The 18,915-nt window shown below is 69.4% G+C and carries 16 protein-coding genes and 2 pseudogenes; 13 read left to right on the forward strand and 5 right to left on the reverse strand.

Annotated features, from left to right (window positions below; translation table 11 throughout):
- Positions 1-11 precede the first annotated feature (11 nt).
- On the forward strand, positions 12-857 hold the full coding sequence (locus tag ACFZDJ_RS43935) for a polysaccharide deacetylase family protein (RefSeq protein ID WP_384912959.1): 846 nt from the start codon (positions 12-14) through the stop codon (positions 855-857).
- Between the two features lie 110 nt (positions 858-967).
- Here ACFZDJ_RS43935 and ACFZDJ_RS43940 read toward each other — a convergent pair whose 3' ends face one another.
- The gene (locus ACFZDJ_RS43940) at positions 968-1,630 is read right to left on the reverse strand and encodes a class F sortase (protein ID WP_168513959.1); all 663 of its coding nucleotides are present in this window, start codon (positions 1,628-1,630) and stop codon (positions 968-970) included.
- 862 nt (positions 1,631-2,492) lie between these two features.
- Here ACFZDJ_RS43940 and ACFZDJ_RS43945 point away from each other — a divergent pair.
- Positions 2,493-2,891, forward strand: coding sequence for a hypothetical protein (locus ACFZDJ_RS43945; protein WP_391067832.1), 399 nt, complete (start codon positions 2,493-2,495; stop codon positions 2,889-2,891).
- Between the two features lie 121 nt (positions 2,892-3,012).
- Here the strand turns inward: ACFZDJ_RS43945 and ACFZDJ_RS43950 are convergent, their stop codons facing one another.
- From ACFZDJ_RS43950 to ACFZDJ_RS43960, 3 genes are all read right to left on the reverse strand, one after another.
- The gene (locus ACFZDJ_RS43950; protein ID WP_391067737.1) at positions 3,013-3,609 is read right to left on the reverse strand and encodes a hypothetical protein; all 597 of its coding nucleotides are present in this window, start codon (positions 3,607-3,609) and stop codon (positions 3,013-3,015) included.
- Positions 3,610-3,832: 223 nt separating this feature from the next.
- Positions 3,833-4,597 (reverse strand): hypothetical protein, encoded by a 765-nt coding sequence (locus tag ACFZDJ_RS43955; protein ID WP_391067740.1) that lies wholly within the window; start codon positions 4,595-4,597, stop codon positions 3,833-3,835.
- A gap of 15 nt (positions 4,598-4,612) precedes the next feature.
- Positions 4,613-5,182 carry a hypothetical protein gene (locus ACFZDJ_RS43960; protein WP_390936950.1) on the reverse strand — a complete coding sequence of 190 codons (570 nt, stop codon included), beginning with the start codon at positions 5,180-5,182 and terminating at the stop codon, positions 4,613-4,615.
- 282 nt (positions 5,183-5,464) lie between these two features.
- Here ACFZDJ_RS43960 and ACFZDJ_RS43965 point away from each other — a divergent pair, with 282 nt between their 5' ends.
- From ACFZDJ_RS43965 to ACFZDJ_RS43985, 5 genes are all read left to right on the forward strand, one after another.
- On the forward strand, positions 5,465-6,412 hold the full coding sequence (locus tag ACFZDJ_RS43965) for an SCO0930 family lipoprotein (RefSeq protein WP_168513965.1): 948 nt from the start codon (positions 5,465-5,467) through the stop codon (positions 6,410-6,412).
- Between the two features lie 512 nt (positions 6,413-6,924).
- On the forward strand, positions 6,925-7,737 hold the full coding sequence (locus tag ACFZDJ_RS43970; protein ID WP_391067743.1) for an SAM-dependent methyltransferase: 813 nt from the start codon (positions 6,925-6,927) through the stop codon (positions 7,735-7,737).
- Positions 7,734-9,869, forward strand: coding sequence for an EAL domain-containing protein (locus ACFZDJ_RS43975; protein ID WP_391067746.1), 2,136 nt, complete (start codon positions 7,734-7,736; stop codon positions 9,867-9,869). The genes ACFZDJ_RS43970 and ACFZDJ_RS43975 overlap by 4 nt, the downstream gene beginning before the upstream one ends.
- A 102-nt stretch (positions 9,870-9,971) precedes the next feature.
- The gene (locus ACFZDJ_RS43980; RefSeq protein ID WP_391067749.1) at positions 9,972-11,210 is read left to right on the forward strand and encodes an ATP-binding protein; all 1,239 of its coding nucleotides are present in this window, start codon (positions 9,972-9,974) and stop codon (positions 11,208-11,210) included.
- 169 nt (positions 11,211-11,379) lie between these two features.
- The gene (locus ACFZDJ_RS43985; RefSeq protein WP_391067752.1) at positions 11,380-11,871 is read left to right on the forward strand and encodes a hypothetical protein; all 492 of its coding nucleotides are present in this window, start codon (positions 11,380-11,382) and stop codon (positions 11,869-11,871) included.
- Between the two features lie 741 nt (positions 11,872-12,612).
- On the opposite strand, the gene ACFZDJ_RS43990 is transcribed toward ACFZDJ_RS43985, so the two are convergent.
- A complete protein-coding gene (locus ACFZDJ_RS43990) occupies positions 12,613-12,837 on the reverse strand; it encodes a cytochrome P450 (RefSeq protein WP_390937041.1) in 225 nt (74 codons plus the stop codon).
- Positions 12,838-12,981: 144 nt separating this feature from the next.
- Between ACFZDJ_RS43990 and ACFZDJ_RS43995 the strand changes: the two genes are divergently transcribed.
- The 6 genes and pseudogenes from ACFZDJ_RS43995 to ACFZDJ_RS44020 all read left to right on the forward strand — a co-directional run.
- A complete protein-coding gene (locus ACFZDJ_RS43995; RefSeq protein WP_390936957.1) occupies positions 12,982-14,688 on the forward strand; it encodes an MFS transporter in 1,707 nt (568 codons plus the stop codon).
- A 105-nt stretch (positions 14,689-14,793) separates the two neighbouring features.
- The gene (locus ACFZDJ_RS44000; RefSeq protein WP_390936959.1) at positions 14,794-15,237 is read left to right on the forward strand and encodes an HAD hydrolase-like protein; all 444 of its coding nucleotides are present in this window, start codon (positions 14,794-14,796) and stop codon (positions 15,235-15,237) included.
- Between the two features lie 239 nt (positions 15,238-15,476).
- A complete protein-coding gene (locus ACFZDJ_RS44005) occupies positions 15,477-16,412 on the forward strand; it encodes a phosphotransferase (RefSeq protein WP_390936961.1) in 936 nt (311 codons plus the stop codon).
- A gap of 121 nt (positions 16,413-16,533) precedes the next feature.
- Positions 16,534-18,249, forward strand: a complete 1,716-nt coding sequence (locus ACFZDJ_RS44010) for an AAA family ATPase (RefSeq protein WP_391067755.1) — start codon at positions 16,534-16,536, stop codon at positions 18,247-18,249.
- A gap of 249 nt (positions 18,250-18,498) precedes the next feature.
- Positions 18,499-18,690 (forward strand): annotated as a pseudogene (locus tag ACFZDJ_RS44015) (transposase); the annotation flags it as partial.
- Positions 18,654-18,821, forward strand: a pseudogene (locus ACFZDJ_RS44020) (histidine kinase); the annotation flags it as partial. The pseudogenes ACFZDJ_RS44015 and ACFZDJ_RS44020, both read left to right, overlap by 37 nt.
- Positions 18,822-18,915: the final 94 nt, after the last annotated feature.

The following is an 18,915-nucleotide window of genomic DNA, read 5'->3' on the forward strand; positions in this document are numbered from 1 at the left end:
ACTGATTAGTCATGAAAAAGGATAAGATGCTCACGCGGCGCCGGGCGTTGATCGCCGGTGTCGCCGTCCTGGGGGCGGCGGGGGCGGCGGGCACGGCCCGCCTGCTCACCGCCGATCCGGCCGCGAGCCCGGTGCGCGGCGCACCCGTGGCCGGGGGCCCGCAGGCGCGCCAGGCACTCAAGCCCTCCGCGTACCGCCTCGAGCCGATGACCGGATTCGCTCCGTCGAACCGGACGCCAGGCAAGCCCGCTGTCCGGCGTGAGCCGATCATGCGGGTGAGCGGGCGCGGCCACACGATGGTGCTGACCTTCGACGACGGACCCGATCCGCGCTACACCCCGAGCATTCTGCGCACCCTGCGCAAGCACGAGGTACGGGCGATGTTCTTCGTCTGCGGGGAGATGGCCGTCGACAACAAGGACCTGCTGGCCGAGATGGCCGACGACGGGCACGTCGTCGGCAACCACACCTGGACGCACCCGTTGCTGACCGAGCTCCGGCGCTCCGAGATCCGCTCCGAGATCGCGCGTACCAGCGACGTCATCGAGGACGCCTACGGTGAACGGCCCGTCTGGTTCCGCGCGCCCTATGGGGCCTGGAACCGGGCGACCTTCCAGATCGGCGCCGACCTCGGCATGGAACCGATGGCCTGGACGGTCGACAGCCTCGACTGGGCCACCCCGGGCACCGCCACCATCGTCGACCGGGTGGAGGAGGGCGCCGCCCCCGGCGTCGTCGTCCTCTCCCACGACGCGGGCGGCGACCGCTCCCAGTCCGTCCGCGCCCTGCGCGACTACCTGCCCGAACTCCTCGACTCCGGCTACCACCTCACGGTGCCGCACCGCCAGGACTTCTGAGCGGGGAGCGGGGAGCGGGGAGGGGGGAGGGGGGAGCGGGCGCGGTCGCGGTCGCCCCCGACTCCGCCGAAGGGCCCGGGATCACTGCCCGGGCCCTTCGGCGGGGAGTTTCAGCGGACCTCGACCAGGCGGGCGAACACGACGACGTTCCCGTCGTAGCCGTGCTGCTTGGAGAAACCGCCTCCGCAGGTGATGACCCGCAATTCCGGGGTGCCCTTGCTGCCGTACACCCGGTCACCGGGGAAGTTGTTCTTCGCGAATACGTCGACGCCGTAGATCTCGAATGTGGCGGTCTTCCCGTCCCTTCGCTGAACCTCGACCCGGTTTCCCTTCTTGAGGGAACCGAGCCCATAGAAGACGGCCGGGCCCCGCATGTTGTCCACATGGCCCACGATCACGGCCGTGCCTTTCTCGCCGGGCGACACCGCACCGGTGAACCAGCCCGCGAGATTGGCGTTGTCGGGCGGTGGCGCGTCGACCCAGCCGGCCGAGTCGAGACCCACCGGCACGACCGGGGCATCCACCTGGATCGCCGGGATCCTGACCCGGTCCACCACGGAGTACGGCAACGCGGCGGGCCCGTTGGAGAAGGTGGCGACGGGTGTCCTGCTGTCCGCTGCCGCCGCCGTCGCGGGCTGCGGAGGGCCCACGTCGAACTCACCGGAACCATTCCGAATGAGTGCGAGGCCGGTCAGCAGAACAAGCGCTATCACGCCCCACGGGGCGCGCTTCTTCTGTCGCTCCTCCTCTTCGGCCACCTCGGACGCAAACATTCGCAATCCCCTCTCGACGCGGCCGTCGCCGCGTCCGTCGCGCATACCAGAACGCTAAGTGCAGCATGCCCGGCAGGCGACGGGGCGCGGGCGAACGGGTGTCGGGCCTCCGCGTGGTGAGCCATCCGAGTTGCCGAGGGCAGGAAATTTCTGACGGTCCGTGACCTGCGGCAATATCCGATTGTGTGGAAATCCTTCGGCGTGTCTTCTCACCAGGACGGACCATTCTCGAAATGCGTCCCTGTGCGCCGCATCTGAGGGTCTGTATGGGAGGCGCTTTCTCGCCGATCGACCGGGGACGGTTCCCGGGGCGTCTTCCGCGGAGGATCACATGCGTACAACTCGTGCCCTGGCGGTCTCTGCCGCCGTGGTCGCCGCGGTGGGGCTCGCCGCCCCGGCGGCGACGGCATCGAATGAACCGGGCAGCAATGAGTCGAGCAACAACGAGCCGAGCAACAACGAGCCGAGCGGTAACGAGCCACTGGGCAACCCCGGTGGACCGGGCAACGGCACAGGGCTGAACAACGGCGGCACAGTGGTCGGCGGCGGTGGGGTGGTCGGCGGCGGTGGCGTGGTGGGCGGTGGCGTGGTCGGTGGCGGGGTGGTCGGCGGCGGTGGCGTGGTCGGCGGCGGTGGGGTGGTGATCGGCGGCGGTGGCGTGGTCGGTGGCGGCCGCCCGGGTGACAACGGTCGGTTCAACGACAATGGCCGGTTCAACGACAACGGCCGGTTCAATGACAACGGCCGGTTCAACGACAACGGCCGGTTCAACGACAACGGTCGGTTCAACGACAACGGCCGCTTCGATGACAACGGTCGGTTCAATGACAACGGCCGCTTCGATGACTTCGGCCGTCGCGAGGTGCGGAACATCGTCGTCCGGCCCCGAGTCATCGCACGGGGCGGCCAGCTGTCGATCACCGTGAACGGCGAAGCGTGCGAGAGGCCCGGCAGTACGGTCTCCTCGCGGGCCTTCCGCACCACCCTGCTGCGCCCGGTGGGCGGCGACACGTCCATCGCGACGGTCATCGTCGACCGTGACGCGCGCCCGGGGTCGTACGACGTCACGGCCCACTGTGACGGCCGAAGGCTGACCCGACCCGCGGCCTTCACCGTCATCGGCGGTGTCAGCGGTGGTCTCGGTGGCAGCGTCGGCGGAGCGGCGCCCGCCGACATCGCGATCGGCGGCGGACTGCTGACCGCCGGCGTCGTCGGCGGTGGGCTGTTCTGGCTGCGCCGCAGGTCCGAGCGGCGAATCTGATCGGTGCCGTCATCCTTGGCAGTTCCCCGCGGAGACCCCGTGTGACAGGCCTTCGCCCCGGACCTTCTCGCCGAGATCCTCGCCGAGATCCGGGGCGAGCGGCGCTGCGCGTGGCGAGCGATCAGGACTCCTCGTCCGTGACGCGGCGGCGCGTCATGGACCACGCGGTGCCGAGACAGCCGGCGATGAGCGCGGTTCCCAGGCCGATCTCCTTGAGGTCGAAGCCACCGCCGGAGCTTCCGCCGACACCGGCCTTGACGCCTCGCTGCACGGAGGCAGGGACCTGGACCTGGGCCGGGTCGGAGTAGTTGGTGCCGGAGCGGCCGGGGGCGATGGTCAGCTCGGTGTGGCCGCTCTCGTTGCCGCACTGGAACGTCACCTGGTGCACCGAGCCCGCTCTGGCGTCCGCGTCGATCAGGGCCGTCGCCGACGAATGGCCCTTGGGGATCGTGACCGTGTCGAAGACTTCCGAGGAGACCCTGGCGACGGAGTCGCAGCTCTCCGCGGTCAGCCGGAGCCGGCCGCCCGCCGCGATGCTCTGTGGCTGCACGTTGAAGCCGAACGAGGTGATGTTGTTGTTGCCCCGGCCACTGTCACGGCCACTGTCACGGCCGCCGTCACTGTTCGCGTCGCCGTTTCCGGCCAGCGCGGCGGTTGCGGAAAGGGTGAGGGCGCTCACGCCCAGCAGTACGGCCGAAGCGACGCGTATCGCGTGCATGGTGAGCCTCCGGGTCCCCGAGGAGCGTTGCTGCGGACCTTCCGCCTGCGTCTGAAAAGCGCCTCGACGTTCGAAACGCTAGGAAGGCGTGCACGTGGGCGCGATCGCAGTAGCGCGAATGGGGTAACCGTATGGGCCGTACGGGGGAATGCGCATGCGCGATCGGGGGACGGACGCGGCGTGGCGTCCGTCCCCCGATCCTCCGGTCCCTAAAGGAGGACCGTCACTTCGGAAGGTGCGGGAACAGCGCCGTGAACGGTTCCGCCGAAGCTGTGATCCCCCGGCTGTAAGGCGCGTCGAAGTCCCAGATCAGGAAGAGCAGGAACGCGATCAGGGCGGAGAAGAGCCCGGCGAGGATCAGTTCCCGCTTGGTGCGCCTGATCTGGAGCGCGAACACCATCCCGATGGTGACCACGGCTCCGGTGATCAGCCCGAACCACACCACGCCCGGCATGGTCGCGTCCGTCGAGCCGGCGCGGGCGTTGCGTGCCGCGTCGGCCGCGGTCACCTGGTCGACCAGCGGCTGGTAGGCCTGGGCCTCGAAGTCCGACCTCGGCTTGTAGTCGCTGACGTCCTGACGGACGACCTCGAAGAGCCGGCCTCCCTCGGCGGTGACATGGCCGTGGTCGGCCATGGTCTTCCACTCGGTTTTGACGACGTATCCGACGTACGCGCCGACGTCGCCGCGGATACGGTCGCGCACGTCGGGCGGGTAGACGCGGACCCGCTCCGAGATCTCGTGCAGGGCCTGGGCCTCCGCCCGCACATGGTCCTGGGCGCCGCTGCGGGCCTCCCAGACACCGGCGATGGCCAGTCCCAGGACGATGGCGTAGACCACGCCGATCATCATGGTCATGTATTCGATCACGTCCGGGGTCTCGGACGGATCCTCGTCCTCGGGGGCCCGGCGGGTGCGTACGAGGGACACGACGAGGACGACGACACACGCCGCCGCCATCGCGAGGACGAGAACAAGCCATTCCGACAAGGATGCCTCCAGGGGTCAGCGCGGACGCAGCGCCGCGACGGCGAGCAACGCGGGCACGGTGACGAGCAGGGTGAGCGAGACCAGGGACGGTCCGCTGCGGGGCGAGTGCTTGCGCGTCGGGGCGCGGTAGGCCGGATAACTCACCGGGGTCGCCGACGGTTCGGGCCGCGCCCTGTGCGTGGGCGAGGGCGTCGGTGTGGGCTTCGGCTTCGGCGCCGGCGGGGGTGCCGGCCTCGGCGGTGGCGCCACGGCGGGAGGCCGCGGGGTCGGTGAGGCGGGCGGAGGCGGTGGCGGGGGAGCCGGGGGCGGGGGCTTGGGCCTGGGCTTGGGCGGAGGCGCAGGGGGCGGTGGGGGAGGCGGCTTCGGAGCGGGTGGGGGCGAGGGCGAGGGCGGCGGCGGGCTGATGGTGCAGAGGCCGTCGCCGGCCACCGCCACCGCGTCCGTGCCGTCCGGGCCGATGGAGGCGTACGCGCAGGAGTCGGCGACCGCCGCCGAGGCCGGCGCGCCGCCGATGATCCAGGTCAGCGTCAGCAGCGCCAACACCCGTATGACTAGGGCGGACCGGGTCCGCTGTGGTGCATGCACGACGGAGATCATGAGGCGTGCGGCGCCCGCGCACGCCGGAGCTGAGGGGTATTGCCCCCGAACGAAGGACGTCCGGCTCGGACCGGTTTGACGTCTCCGCGGGACACGGCCACCGGGGTGGGCACAGATGCGCGAGAAACATGTCGGCGTGGGGTGTGTCACAGCGTGCGGAAAGTTTTTTGTGCGGCCGTTGAACACATCCGCCACTCCCACCCGTACCTAGGGCCATGCGCGGCGCAGCAGGGCGCTGCAACCCTTAATGCGAACAGTGGGAGTTACCCAATGAAGACCTCCTGGCGGAGCGCCTCACTCGTAGCGACAGCTGCGGCCGTGCTGGCGCTCACGACGGCGTGCGGTCAGGAATCGGGCACCCAGTCGACGGGGAGCCAGAACGTGGGCGCCGCCGCGGCTGCCAACGGTTACGGTCAGGCAACCAGCAGCAGCACCACCTCTCCCAACGGCTACGGCGCCGACCAGCAGAGCGCCGCCCCCAAGGCGGAATCCGCAGGTCAGCTGGCCGTCGCGGAAAGCACGACGCTCGGCAAGGTGCTGACCGACAGCGCCGGGTTCACCCTGTACCGCTTCGAGAAGGACACCGCCGAGCCGCCGAAGTCGAACTGCGACGGCGACTGCGCGACCGCTTGGCCGCCCGTTCCCGCCGACGGCGCCGTGGCCGCCACCGGTGTGGACAAGACCCTGCTCGGCGAGGTCACCCGCTCGGACGGCACCAAGCAGCTGACGATCGGCGGCTGGCCGATGTACCGGTACGCCAAGGACACCAAGGCCGGTGACACCAATGGCCAGGGCGTCGGCGGTACTTGGTACGCCTCCGCCCCCGATGGCAAGAAGGCGACCCTGGCCTCCCTGCCGGGCCTGTCGACCCGCAACGACCCCAAGCTCGGCGAGATCATCGTCGACAAGAACGGCAGGACGGTCTACCGCTTCCTGAAGGACCAGGCCTGGCCCGTCCCGAAGTCCGCCTGCACCGGTGCCTGCCTGGAGAAGTGGCCCGTCGTGGCCCCGGTCTCCGCCAGTGACACCAAGGGCGTGCAGAAGAAAGGCCTGATGGGCTTCACCCGTCCGGACGGCGCCAAGCAGATGACCGTCAACTGCTGGCCCATCTACACCTTCTCCGGTGACAAGGCCGCCGGGGACACCAACGGTCAGGGCGTGGGCGGCACTTGGTACGCCGTCGCCCCCGACGGAAAGCCGGTCGGCGCGCCGAAGTAGAGGATCACCTCCCCAGGGTTGATCGATCTCGCCCGGAACAACGGATCGCGGAAGGGAGTGGACCAGGACTGGCAAGTGTGCCGGACGAACGGAACAACGCGTACGACCCGGGTCCGCCCCCTCCGCACCGCACGGAGGGGGCGGACCGTTTGGCATACCGGAACGGGCGGGGCGCGTGGATCGGACCACGCGGGGCGCGCGGTTCACGGCGCGGTTCACTTGCCGTACGAACGCCCGGAAGTTTTCCACACCGGGGATACCCGACCCCCTGATACCGTCGCGACGCTTCGTAACTCCCGCGAACTTTTTGGAATGCTTCGCATCGATTTCGCGGTGACAGCGGACGGCGTGTTCGACTGACCTGCACCGGGCGCCAATTCGGCACATGCCCGAGGCAGTGACGGTGAACGGACGGTCAATTTCCGTTTTGGCTCGCTCCTTTGGCGGACGATCAGTAGCCTCAGCTCGAACACCGGATCGCCTACGTCGTCGACTACGCCTTGGAGAGATAGATGGAGCGTCCCGCCTGGGCCCCCCGCAGCATTGACATCTCGGTGCCGAGCGTGTCCCGTATCTATGACTACTACCTGGGCGGTTCGCACAACTTCGAGGTCGACCGGGAAGCCGCGCGCAAGGCGATGGAGTTCATGCCGGGACTGCCCAAGATCATGCAGGCGAACAGGGCGTTCATGCGCCGTGCCGTGCGTTTCGCGGCCGACGAGGGCATCGACCAGTTCCTCGACATCGGCTCCGGCATCCCGACCTTCGGCAACGTCCACGAGATCGCCCAGACGGCCAGGCCCGGCGCGCACGTCGTGTACGTGGACCACGACCCGGTGGCCGTCGCGCACAGCCAGGCCGTCCTGCGGGACAACGAGGACGCGGACGTGGTCGCGGCCGATCTGCTCAAGCCCCAGGAGATCCTGGCGACCCCCCAGGTGCAGCGGTTGATCGACCTGAACCGTCCGGTGGCCCTCCTCCTCGTTGCCATACTGCACTTCGTGGAGGACGCGGACGACCCGTACGGTGCGGTGGCCGAGCTGCGCGACGCGCTGGCGCCGGGCAGCCTGGTCGTGCTCACGCATGCCTCGTACGAGGGAATACCGCTCTCGCCCGAGCGGGCCGAGGGCGCGGTCGACGTGTACAAGGACATCCGCAACCCGCTGATCATGCGCTCGCGCGAGGAGATCGCGCGGTTCTTCGAGGGGTACGACATGGTGGAACCCGGTCTGGTGCCGATGCCGATCTGGCGGCCCGACACGGCACCCGAGGACGAGGATCCCTATTCCTTCTCGGGGTTCGCCGGTGTGGGGCGCACGGCGTGACGGGCGAACCGGACGGGCCGGAGGACAGACTGCACAGGTTCGCGACGATCTGGAGCCGGGCGGTCTTCCCGGTCACCTCCACGTCGCTGACCCGGCCGGAGCTCGAGCAGCAACTCCTGCCGCTCGCCCGGCGGTTGAGCGACGCGCTGAAGGCGAGGACCTTCGACGCCGCCGCGGGCCAGACAGTCGGCGCCGCGCTCGTCGCCGCACACTGCACCGACCCCGAGGCGCTCAGCCGCAGCCTCGACTGCGTCGACGCCTATCTGGTGCTCTACTGCGGCGAGGACGGGCCCCAGGAGGCCCTGCGGACCCGCTCGGCGCGCCTGCAGCACGCCATGGCGGCGGGCTACGCGGGGGCACTGCGGGAGCGGACGCTCGCCGAGCAGGAGGCCATCTCCCAGGCGGCGTTGAACGCGCGCAGCACGGTGGCCGAGGCGCTGCACGCGAGCGAGGCCCGGTTCCGCGCGGTCTTCGAGGGCGCGGCGATAGGAATCGGCATCGCCGACCTCGAAGGCAACATACTGCAGGTCAATGGAGCCCTGCTGCGTATGTTCGGCGGTTCCGAGCAGGGCGTGCGCGGCCGCAAGGTCCCCGAGTGGACACATCCCGAGGACGCGCCCCAAGTCTGGCGGCTGTACGAGGAGTTGGTACGCGGCGAGCGCGAGCACTACCACGTCGAAAAAGCCTTCTACCGGCCCGACGGCACCGCCCTGTGGACCAACCTGACGGTGTCCCTGCTGCGCGACGCGGACGGCAGGCCGCAGTACCAGCTCGCGCTGATGGAGGACACCACCGAGCGGCGGCTGCTCAATCTGCGGCTGCGTTACGAGGCCACCCACGACGCGCTCACCGGCCTGCCCAACCGGACCCTCTTCTTCGAACGCCTGGAGAAGGCACTGTCCGCGGGCAACGACCAGCGCTTCGGCCTGTGCTACCTCGACCTCGACGGCTTCAAGACCATCAACGACAGCCTCGGGCACGCGGCCGGCGACCGGCTGCTCGTCGAGGTCGCCGACCGGCTGCAGTCCTGCGCGACCGCGCCCGGCGAGATGGTCGCCCGGCTCGGCGGCGACGAGTTCGTGGCCCTCACCACCGGGCCCGACACCGAGCGCGAGGTGGACGCGCTCGCCGACCGCATCATGAACGCCCTCGTCACCCCGGTCCGCATCGACGGCCGGGAACTGACGGTCCGCGGCAGCATCGGCATCGTCGAGGGCCCGGCGGGCGAGCGCGGCCCGGCGGAGGTGCTGCGCAGCGCCGACATCACGATGTACCGCGCCAAGTCCGCGGGCGGCAACCGCTTCGAGCTCGCCGACCCCGAGGCCGATGCCCGCGCCATCACCCGGCACGGGCTCACCACGGCACTGCCCGCGGCCCTGGACCGGGGCGAGTTCTTCATCGAGTACCAGCCGCTCGTGCACCTCGGCGACGGCAGCGTGCACGGCGCGGAGGCGCTGGTGCGCTGGCTGCACCCGCAGCACGGGGTCCTCGGCCCCGACCAGTTCATCCCGCTCGCCGAGCACACCGGGCTGATCGTGCCGCTCGGCCGCTGGGTCCTGGAGCAGTCGGTCCGCCAGGCCCGCCAGTGGCAGGAACGACACGCCGACGCGGGCCCGCTGCGGATCAACGTCAACCTGTCACCCTGCCAGCTGACCCACCCGGGCCTGGTCCAGGACACGGTCGACATCCTGGAGCGTGAAGGTCTCGACGCCGAGGCACTCTGCCTGGAGGTCACCGAGTCCGCGCTGATCGGCGCCGACGACGATCTGCTGAAGCCGCTGCGGCGCCTGGCCGAGATGGGCGTCGACATCGCCCTCGACGACTTCGGCACCGGCTACTCCAACCTGGCCAACCTCCGCCGACTGCCCGTGAGCATCCTCAAGCTGGACCGCTCCTTCACCCAGGGCATGCAGCAGTTCCCGGCGGACCCCGTCGACCTCAAGATCGTCGAGGGGATCGTTTCACTCGCCCACAGTCTCGACCTCGCGGTCACCGTGGAAGGCGTCGAAACGGGCGCACAGGCCGAGCAGTTGCGGATACTGGGCTGCGACACGGCCCAGGGCTGGTACTACGCCCGCCCTGGCCCACCGGAGCGGCTGCACGAGCTGGCGCTCGTGGACGCGACAGGCTGATGCATCGGGCGCGGCGTGGTCTCCTGGAACGGAGACCGCGCCGCTGCCCGTGCTCCCGTGACCGGCGGCGGTGTCGGGTGAACTCGGGCGAGGAGTGGGCGCATGGCGGACGAGCGGCCGATCGTGGGCCGGGACGCGGAGCTCGCCGAGCTCTCCCGGCTGGCCGCGTCGCCCGACGGCCGAGCCCTGCTGCTGCGCGGCGAGGCGGGCGTCGGCAAGAGCGTCATGACCTCCCGCCAGGACGTGGCGATGGCCGGCTTGAACACGGGCCGGGCTGCGGTATTCACAGACGGCGAAGACGCACCACTGCTGGTGCAGGTGCCGCACATCAAAGGCGGTTCCGGCAGCTGGCCGACCGACACCGAAGTACGCGAGCACATGCGCGGTCAGGGAATGAGGCCGATGCCGGCGTCGGGCGACTGCGACGCCGGATGCCTGACCGATCCGGCGGCGTGCCAGGCGGCCCGCAGTATCGTCGACGACCCGGGGGCGCTGAGAACGTTCGCGCGGACAGTGCTGTCTGCGGTGCAGACCCCGAACAGCCTGGTACGCACCTGGCCGGACGTGCTCGCCATGGTCTCACCCCGGCTGCCGGCCGGTATGGACGTGCCGGCCGCACTGCGCAGGTTCGCCCGGCACGCCTCCCGGCGGCTCGCCGACACCCGAGGCGCGCGGGCGAGCTGGAGCTACAGCGAGACGGCAACCGTCTCCGACCTCATCGGCCGGGCCGTCGGCGCGCACGTCAACGGGGAACCGACGGACGATGCCGTGGAGGAGCTACGCAGGACGCTGCTCGCCCTCCAGGGTGGCGGCTATGGGCCCTTCCAGGACTGCGGCCGCATCTGGGCAGAGCGGCCGGGGCCATGTCTGTGCCGTGTGCCGGTCGCCGAACTTGTCGCGACGGGCGACTTCGTGGGCGTGTGGGCCGAAGCACGCGCCGCCGACCGCGCCACGAGTACCGGAGGCCGCCCCGCGCTGTGGGACGTCTGCAAGGACGCTGCCTACCAGTTGGTGGAATTCCCTGAAGCGAGCACGGACGAGGAAACGACGGCACGGCTCTGCGATGTCGCCGACCGCACAGCCCTGTGCTTCGGGCAGCAGATGCTCACCGCCGAGACGTGGTCGCATCCGGCGACCGTGCGGCGGGCGGTCTCGGACCTGCTGGCCGAGGCGGAGGGTGGCGTCTCGGCCGCGGCAGAGACGCCACCGTTCGGCACGTTGGCGGCGGACTTCCTGACCGAGCTGCTGCAGGACGACACCACGGCGACGGAAACCGCCGCCACCGAGGGCAACGGAGAAAGCGATGGTCGAAACGCGGGAGCGAGCCCAGGACAGGGATGACAGGCGGTCGGACTCGCCGCGTTCGGGTGCTTCCGACCGAGGTGAATCACCCCGGGACGACAGCCGCGGCGCCAAAGGAGGCGGCCGTGACACACCGGAGCGATGGACGGACGATCACGGCAACGAACACGAGCGGTCCCGTACACCGGACGGGCAGACGAAGGAATCAGTGTCGTCGAATAATCCCAAGGAAAACGACTACTCCAAGAGGACCACGTGGAAGGACGGAAATGGCGATACGACGCGGATCGCCAACGAGCACCTCTACAAGGACAAAGGCGGCAAGTTTCACGAAGACCGCACTGACAGCAAGGGCAGTTACGACGAGAAGACCACCAAGTGGCGATCGGAGGACCACCACATCCACTCGGACTCGACCGTGAAGAACGAGAACGGCACGACCCATACCACGACGGACAGTTACAAGGACTCCAAAGGCGACACCCACATACACCACACGTCCAGCCACACCGACCTCGCAGGCAACACGCGGACCAAGGACTGGGACACGACCGAGAAGGCTGAAGAGAAGCCTTCGCAAGGCGGCGGAAGCGGTTCACACCCGGGCCCCAGTCCGGTTCGGGCAAGCCCGGCTCCGACTCCTCCAAGGATCACAAGGGCGGCGACCACCACTGAGTGTTGGGGAGCCTCAAGCCGGTGATGACGCTGCCCCTGCCCAAGACGGTCTATTGCGGCTCACCTGTAGCTCAAGTCGCTGGGATCAAGGCCAGACAGGGCGAGAGTGACATGAACGCCTGGCGCACGTTCGCCCCCTAGATCCACTCCGCGTCCAAGAGCACCAAGCACCCCGGCCGCCCAGGTCGTGGGCTCTGGCACGAGAGTCGCGCCGCGCAATGGCATTGCGGCGTCGTTGTCGCGGCCCGGACGGGCTCTGCCAGTCGACTCGTTGGTCGGGGTCGTGCACGGGGCGCCTTACGGGTGTGGAGAGGCCGTGTTGGAGCAGGTCGGCCAGCGGCGCCGCGAGGACGGGGACGTCGTGCAGGAAGCGGGATGGTGCCAGCTTCCCGGCGGCCGTGTGCAGGGCGGTGATCCGGGTCTCGACGCCGGTGGGGCCGGTGCCGTCCAGGACGAACAGCAGCCGCGGGAACAGCGGGTAGTGCCGCCGCCATTCGGGTGGTGGACCTCGGTAAGCCAGTCCAGGGGCCGGCACAGCTCGCCGCGGCGGCGGGCGTCTTCGAGGAAGGCGAGCGCGGTCTCGGTCACGGTCAGCGTGTGGTCGGCCTCCACCCCGTACGGCGTGCAACTCGCCTCTGAATGGCCCGGGATTCCCGTCCCACTGCACCAGCACGGCCGGCGTCACCCGGTCTCGCCGCCGCGAAACGACTCCCCAAGTCACCTCGAAATGATTCCCGTCGAAAGTGACACAGCCAGATGGTGCCCGTCACGAAGCATGAGGACGGGTGGGTGAATGGACGCTCGGGTTCGGGTGACGCCTGCACGCTGAGCCGTCGTCGGCGAAGACCAGCGGGAGTTCGAGCTGGTGCAGGGCCCAGGTCAGAGCGCCGGCGGTGGTGTCGTGGCCGGCGATGAGCAGGGTCATGGTGCGGCTGCGGATCTGCTCGTCGCTCTGGACGGCTTCGCTGGGGTCCGTCGGCGGCCGGGTGATGAACGGGGTGAATAACCTTGCGCAGACCCCTAGGCATACCGACTAGTCGGTACTAGCCTCTGGCCACGCTCTCGGAGCCGGGCGCAGCGCGCTCCCGTCGCCCCGACACAAACACCCGGTTTCCGTATCCCCAGGAGGAGCCGTATGTCCGCCACTCCGACGGCGTTCGACGCCGACAGACCCACGCCCGATGGGCCCGCCGTGGACGCCCACGGCCCGCTGGCCTGGCTGTACCGCCGCGACCTGGCGGACTACCCGCCCACCGGTCGCCGTATGGCGTATCTCGCGATTGTGGTCATCACCACCGTCGTCCTGTACTACATGCTGTACATCCAGTACGCGGTGGCGACGTCGATCATCACGCACTTCGACATGACGTACCGCTACTTCGTCTGGGTCTCGGTGATCGGCAACGCGATCGGGGCCTTCGCCTCGCTCGTGGCCGGTCTTGCGGATCGCTGGGGCCGGGCGAATCTGGTGGTCTACGGGCTGCTGATCGCCGCGCTGCTGGTCTTCTTCGGGCTGCCGAACGCGGCGAACAAGACCACCTATCTGGTGCTCTTCGCGCTCGTCAGCTTCATCGAGGGCATCGTGCTGGTCGCCACCCCCGCGCTGATCAGGGACTTCTCCCCACAGCTCGGCCGGGCCACCGCGATGGGGTACTGGACGATGGGCCCGGTCATCGGCTCTCTGGTGGTCACCACCGTCACCAGCAACACCCTCGACAGCGCCACCTGGCAGGACGAGCTGCGTTATTCGGCGATCGCCGGGTTCGTCGTCTTCGTCGTCGCGATCTTCGCGCTGCGCGAGCTGTCCCCGGCGCTGCGCGACCAGACCATGGTGTCGCTGCGGGACCGGGCACTGGTCGAGGCGCGCGCCAAGGGACTGGACACCGAGGCGGTGCGCCGCGGCGAGTGGCGGCAGATGATGCGCCTGGACGTTCTGGGCTCGGCCTTCGCCATCGCCGTGTTCCTGCTGCTGTACTACGCGGCGGTCGGCAACTTCGTCGTCTACTTCGCGACCACCTTCGGCTACAGCGAGCAGCGCACCAACGCGCTGGCCAACTGGTACTGGGGGGCGAACGCCATCGCCCTGGTCCTGGTCGGCCTGCTCTCGGACCGGCTGAAGGTGCGCAAGCCCTTCATGATCGTCGGCGCGGTCGGCTCCGTCGTGGTGACCGCGGTCTTCGCCACCCGCGCCACCCACCTGACGACCGACTACTACACCTTCGCCTGGCTGTTCATCGGCATCGGCGTCTTCAGCGGCATCGCCTACGCGCCCTGGATGGCGAGCTTCACCGAGACCGTGGAGAAGCACAACCCGGCGGCAACCGCGGCGGGCCTGGCGGTGTGGGGCTGGACGGTGCGCATCGTGGTCGCCGTCTCCGCGGCCTTCATCCCGGTGCTGGTGACTTCCGTGACCCCGCTCGTGGAGCACGGCGCCGAGGTCAAGGCCGCCTCGGTGCAGGCTGCGCCGGCGCTGGCCATCGTCAACGCGCACCCTCAGCTCTTCGCCGAGCTGAACAAGTACACCCCGACCACGGTGCCGCCCGCGCTGGGCGCCCGCGCCGTCAAGGAGGTCGGTGCGGAGAACCTGGGTGTCGTGCAGAAGGCGGCGCCGCAGCTGAAGCTGCTGCAGGAGTACGGCCCCGAGGTCCAGAAGGCGTCGAAGGACGGGCCCGGCGAGTGGCGCAACTGGTGGTGGATCTGCGTCGGCGGCCAGGTGCTCTTCCTGCCCTTCGTCTTCGTGATGGCAGGTCGCTGGAGCCCGAAGAAGGCGCGTGAGGACGCCGAGGCGCACCAGCTGGCGGTCGACCGCGAACTGGCCGCCCTCAACGCCGCCGAGGAGTGACCGGACGCGGAGCCGGCCGACCGTGGACGGGCCGGCCGTCTCCGCGGTCGCTTGTATCGGGGCAGCGAAGCCCCGCCCCCCGGGTTGACTGCCCCTGTCGCTGTGATGAATCAGGCCGGAGCCCTTCTTGATGCCGCGCCGCCACAGCGCCATCTCCAGGGCATCCAGCGGGAGTTCGGTGCGCATGTGGGTGGCAAGCCGTCATCCGACGATCATCCGCGAGTACACGGACGAAGGCGACACAGACCCAGCCGGACCAGGTCCGTATACAGGTCGACGGGCAGGAACCCGGCGGGCTCCGCGGCCTGTTCGGCCGGCGGGCCTGACGTCGGCAGGCTGGACGTCCCACCGGAACGCGCGGTGTACGTCGGGGACAGCCCCACCGACATGACCGCGGCCCGCGCCGCCGGAGTCGTCGCGCTCGGAGCGGTCTGGGGCTGGCACCCACCTGCCGCACTTCGTGCCGTCGGGGCCGATCACCTCCTGCCCGAGCCCGCCGGCATCGGGCCGTCCCTGCTGCACCACCTGCCCCTAATCGGCAGCGCGTGACCGAGCACCACCACTACAGTGGAGGGGGCACCACCACTACAGTGGAGGGGCGCCTCTGCGGGTGCCCCTTTGCACTTCTGCACTCAGAGGACACAGGCAAATGCGCGTGATGCGGCGACGAGCGCCCGGCGTCGAGCTGGAGCACTGAGGACCCGTTCCTCAGCCCCGACTCGCGGTCCGGCTCGGCGCGCACCCCATCACCCCGCCACCCGTTTCCTGGACCTCTGAGAGCTGCCCCCATGCCTGTACCGCCCACCAGCGGCCGTCTGCAATGGACCGACGTCCCCACGTCCCTGCGCGCCCGCATCGAAGACGTCCTCGGAGCGCCTGTCACCGACACGGTCACCCCCGCAGGCGGCTTCGGCCACCAGCTCGCCGCCGCGCTTCGTCTGGCCGACGGCAAACGGGCCTTCGTCAAGGCGGCCCCCGACGACGATCCGCTGACCGCCGCCAACGTCCACGAGGCCGCCGTCCTCGGCTCGTTGCCACCCGGCGCCCCGGCACCGGAGCTGTTGGGCATCCACCGCGCCGCCGGCTGGACCGCCGTCGTCATCGCCCACCTGGACGGCCCGCACCCCGACCTCTCCCCGGCCTCCGGCGACGCCGAACAGACCTGGGCGTTGCTGGACAAGCTCACCTCCAGACCCGCCCCGGCCCCCTACACCGCGGCGGTGAGCAACACGCCCTCCACCATGGCGGCCCTGCACGGCTGGGACGAACTGCTCTCCGATCCGCCGGCCGACCTCGCCCCCGCCGCCCGTGCTCACCTGCCGCAGCTCGCCGAACTGGAAGCCGCCTGGCCCGACTTCGCCCACGGCGACCGCATCGTCCACGGCGACCTGCGGGCCGACAACATGGTCCGTGACCACCACTTTGGCGTGACCTTTGTGGACTGGGCACACGCCACCACCGGCCCGGCCTGTATCGACGCTGCCTCCCTCGCTCCGCAGCTCATCCTCGCCGGTCACACGCCCGCAGCCATCGCCCGTCTGCTCCGCGGCCACCCCGCCACCGTCGGCAGTCCCGACACCACCACGGCGTTCCTCGCCGCACTCACCGGCCACTGGCACCGCAACGCCCGCAAGCCCGCACCCCCCGGCGCCCCAGGACTGCGCGCCTACCAGCACCGCGCTGCGGCCGCCGGCCTCGCGCTCCTCGGCTACCGCTTGAGCTGAAACCGCAGCTGTCTCACTCTCGTGTCAGTGGCTGGTCGACCCCGTGTCAGTGACGTGCCGGCCTTGCCCGGTACCGGCACATGGCTCGAAGTGTGGGGTCAAGTAGGAGCAGACTGGTCGGATGCAGCTCACTCAGGTGCGAAGTTGCCTCTTTCGCACCATCGTTGACAGCGGCGACGTCGCTATTGCGCCGGATGTCACGGCGCTGGTCGGCAAGAACGAGAGCGGGAAGACGGCCCTGTTGACGGCGGTCTACCGCTTCAACCCGGTCTATCCCGAGCACTCCTTCAACCGAGGCCAGGACTATCCGCGGTGGCGGAAGGTCCAGGACACCCGGTCGGGGGAGATCGACAAGGCGAAGCCGATCACCTGCTCCTTCGAGCTGGACGACGACGACCTGAAAGCCATCGCCGACGTGCTCGGCCCCGGTGTGGTGACGGGCCGCTCGTACTCCCGGTCCATACCGTATGAGGGCCGACACACGGCCGACCTGCTGGTCGACGAAGGAGTGGCCCTGTCGAACCTCTACGCGGACAAGGACATGCCGCCCGCCCTGCGCAGCGTCCTCGGAACTCGAAGCATGGCTGCGGCCGTGGAGCAGGCCGAAGGCCCGGAGGTCCCGGAGGGCTGCGGCTACACCTCGGAGGACGTCACCGGCTTTGTCGCGGTCGCACGCGAGCGGCTGGCTGACAGTGCAAGTGCCTGGCAGCGCGCGGTGCGCATCCTTCGCGCGCGCGAGCCGAAGTTCTTCTACTTCAGCCTCTACCAGAATCTCCCCGGTCGGATCGCCCTCGCGGACCTCAACGGTCAGGAGGAACAGCCCGGTGCCTCCCCGAAGCAGACCGCCCGGGCGCTTCTGGAGCTTGCCAGCACTACGACCGGGGCGTTGTCGGCCGAGGACTTCGAGGAGCGCAAGGCCGAGCTCGAAGCGGTGAGCAACGACCTCACCCAGCAGGTCTTCGAGTACTGGAAGCAGAACCAGGACCTGTCCGTGGAGATCGACCTGGACAAGACCACGGTCAACACCCCGAACGGGCAGCAGGCCGTCGCTACCCACCTGGACATCCGCGTCAAGGACCGCCGGCACGGGTTCACCAACAACTTTTCCGCCCGCTCCAGCGGCTTCCAGTGGTTCTTCAGCTTCCTCGCCGCGTTCTCCGAGTTCGAGAAATACCCTCACGGCGTCGTCGTCCTCCTGGACGAACCCGGACTGAGCCTCCACGGACGCGCCCAGGCCGACTTCCTGCGCTTCATCAACGAGCGGCTCGCGCCCGTCGCCCAGGTCATCTACACGACCCACTCGCCGTTCATGGTCGAGACCGCCCGGCTCGACCGCGTACGCATCGTCGAAGACCGCGGACCGGACACCGGCGCCGTCGTCACCGACGAAGTCCTCTCCGTCATCGACGACTCGCTCTTCCCGCTCCAGGCCGCCCTCGGCTACGACATCGCGCAGAACCTCTTCGTCGGCGCTGACAACCTCCTGGTCGAAGGAACGAGCGACTACACGTACCTCACGCTGATCAGCGACTTCGTCAAGGAGAAGGACCGCACCCACCTTGATGACCGGTGGCGCATCCTGCCCGCCGGCGGCGCCACGAACATCCCCGCCTTCGTCGCTCTCATCGGCAGCAACCTGCAGGCCACGGTCCTCATCGACAGCACGCCCGCCGCCGTCGCCAAGCTCAAGAACCTCACCGGCAAGGGACTCCTCGCCCCCAAACGCCTCCTGCTCACCGACACGTTCAGCGACGGCGTCAAGGCAGCGACATCGAGGGCCTGTTCTCCCCGGGGGACTACCTCAAGCTCTACAACGCCGCGTTCGGCACAGGGCTGAAGGTCAGCGACCTCAACGGCAACGACCGCATTATCGCCCGGATCGGCCGCGCGACCGGAGCCTCGTTCGACGAACACGGACGCCCCGCTGACGCACTGCTCCGCAAGCGGGACACTCTCCTGCCCAAGCTCTCCGAGACGACCCTCAGCCGCTATGAGCAGCTCTTCAGCGCCACCAACCAAACCCTCGCCTGACCCTGCAGGAAGCACGCGAAACAGCGGGCCGTCAGTCACTGACGGCCTGCCCATGCTCTACTTCTGTGATCCGGCCAGCCCCTGGCAGCGCGGCTCGAACGAGAACGCGAATGGCCTGCTGAGGCAGCACTTTCCCAAAGGCACCGACCTGTCCGTCCACACCCGTGAGCACCTGGCCGTCGTCGCTGCCGAACTCGACGGCCGCCCACGTTGTCCGCTCGTGACGAGGACCTCGACAGCCGGGTGATCGAGCTGACCCGGTCCCGGGCCCGGCTGGCCGACGCCTTCGAGGCCGAGCGCAGCCGTATCGAGCGTGACCTGCACGACGGTGCCCAACAGCAACTGGTCGCGCTCACCATGACGTTGGGGCTTGCCGATCGGTGGGACGGACCAGCGTGTGGGGAGCTGAGCCGACACAGCCCTCCCTGGCGTCAATGAAACAATGAATCGTTGTTTCATTGCCGGCGTGCGC

Origin of the sequence: Streptomyces sp. NPDC007896, assembly GCF_042959425.1 — a bacterium.
Lineage (GTDB): Bacteria > Actinomycetota > Actinomycetes > Streptomycetales > Streptomycetaceae > Streptomyces.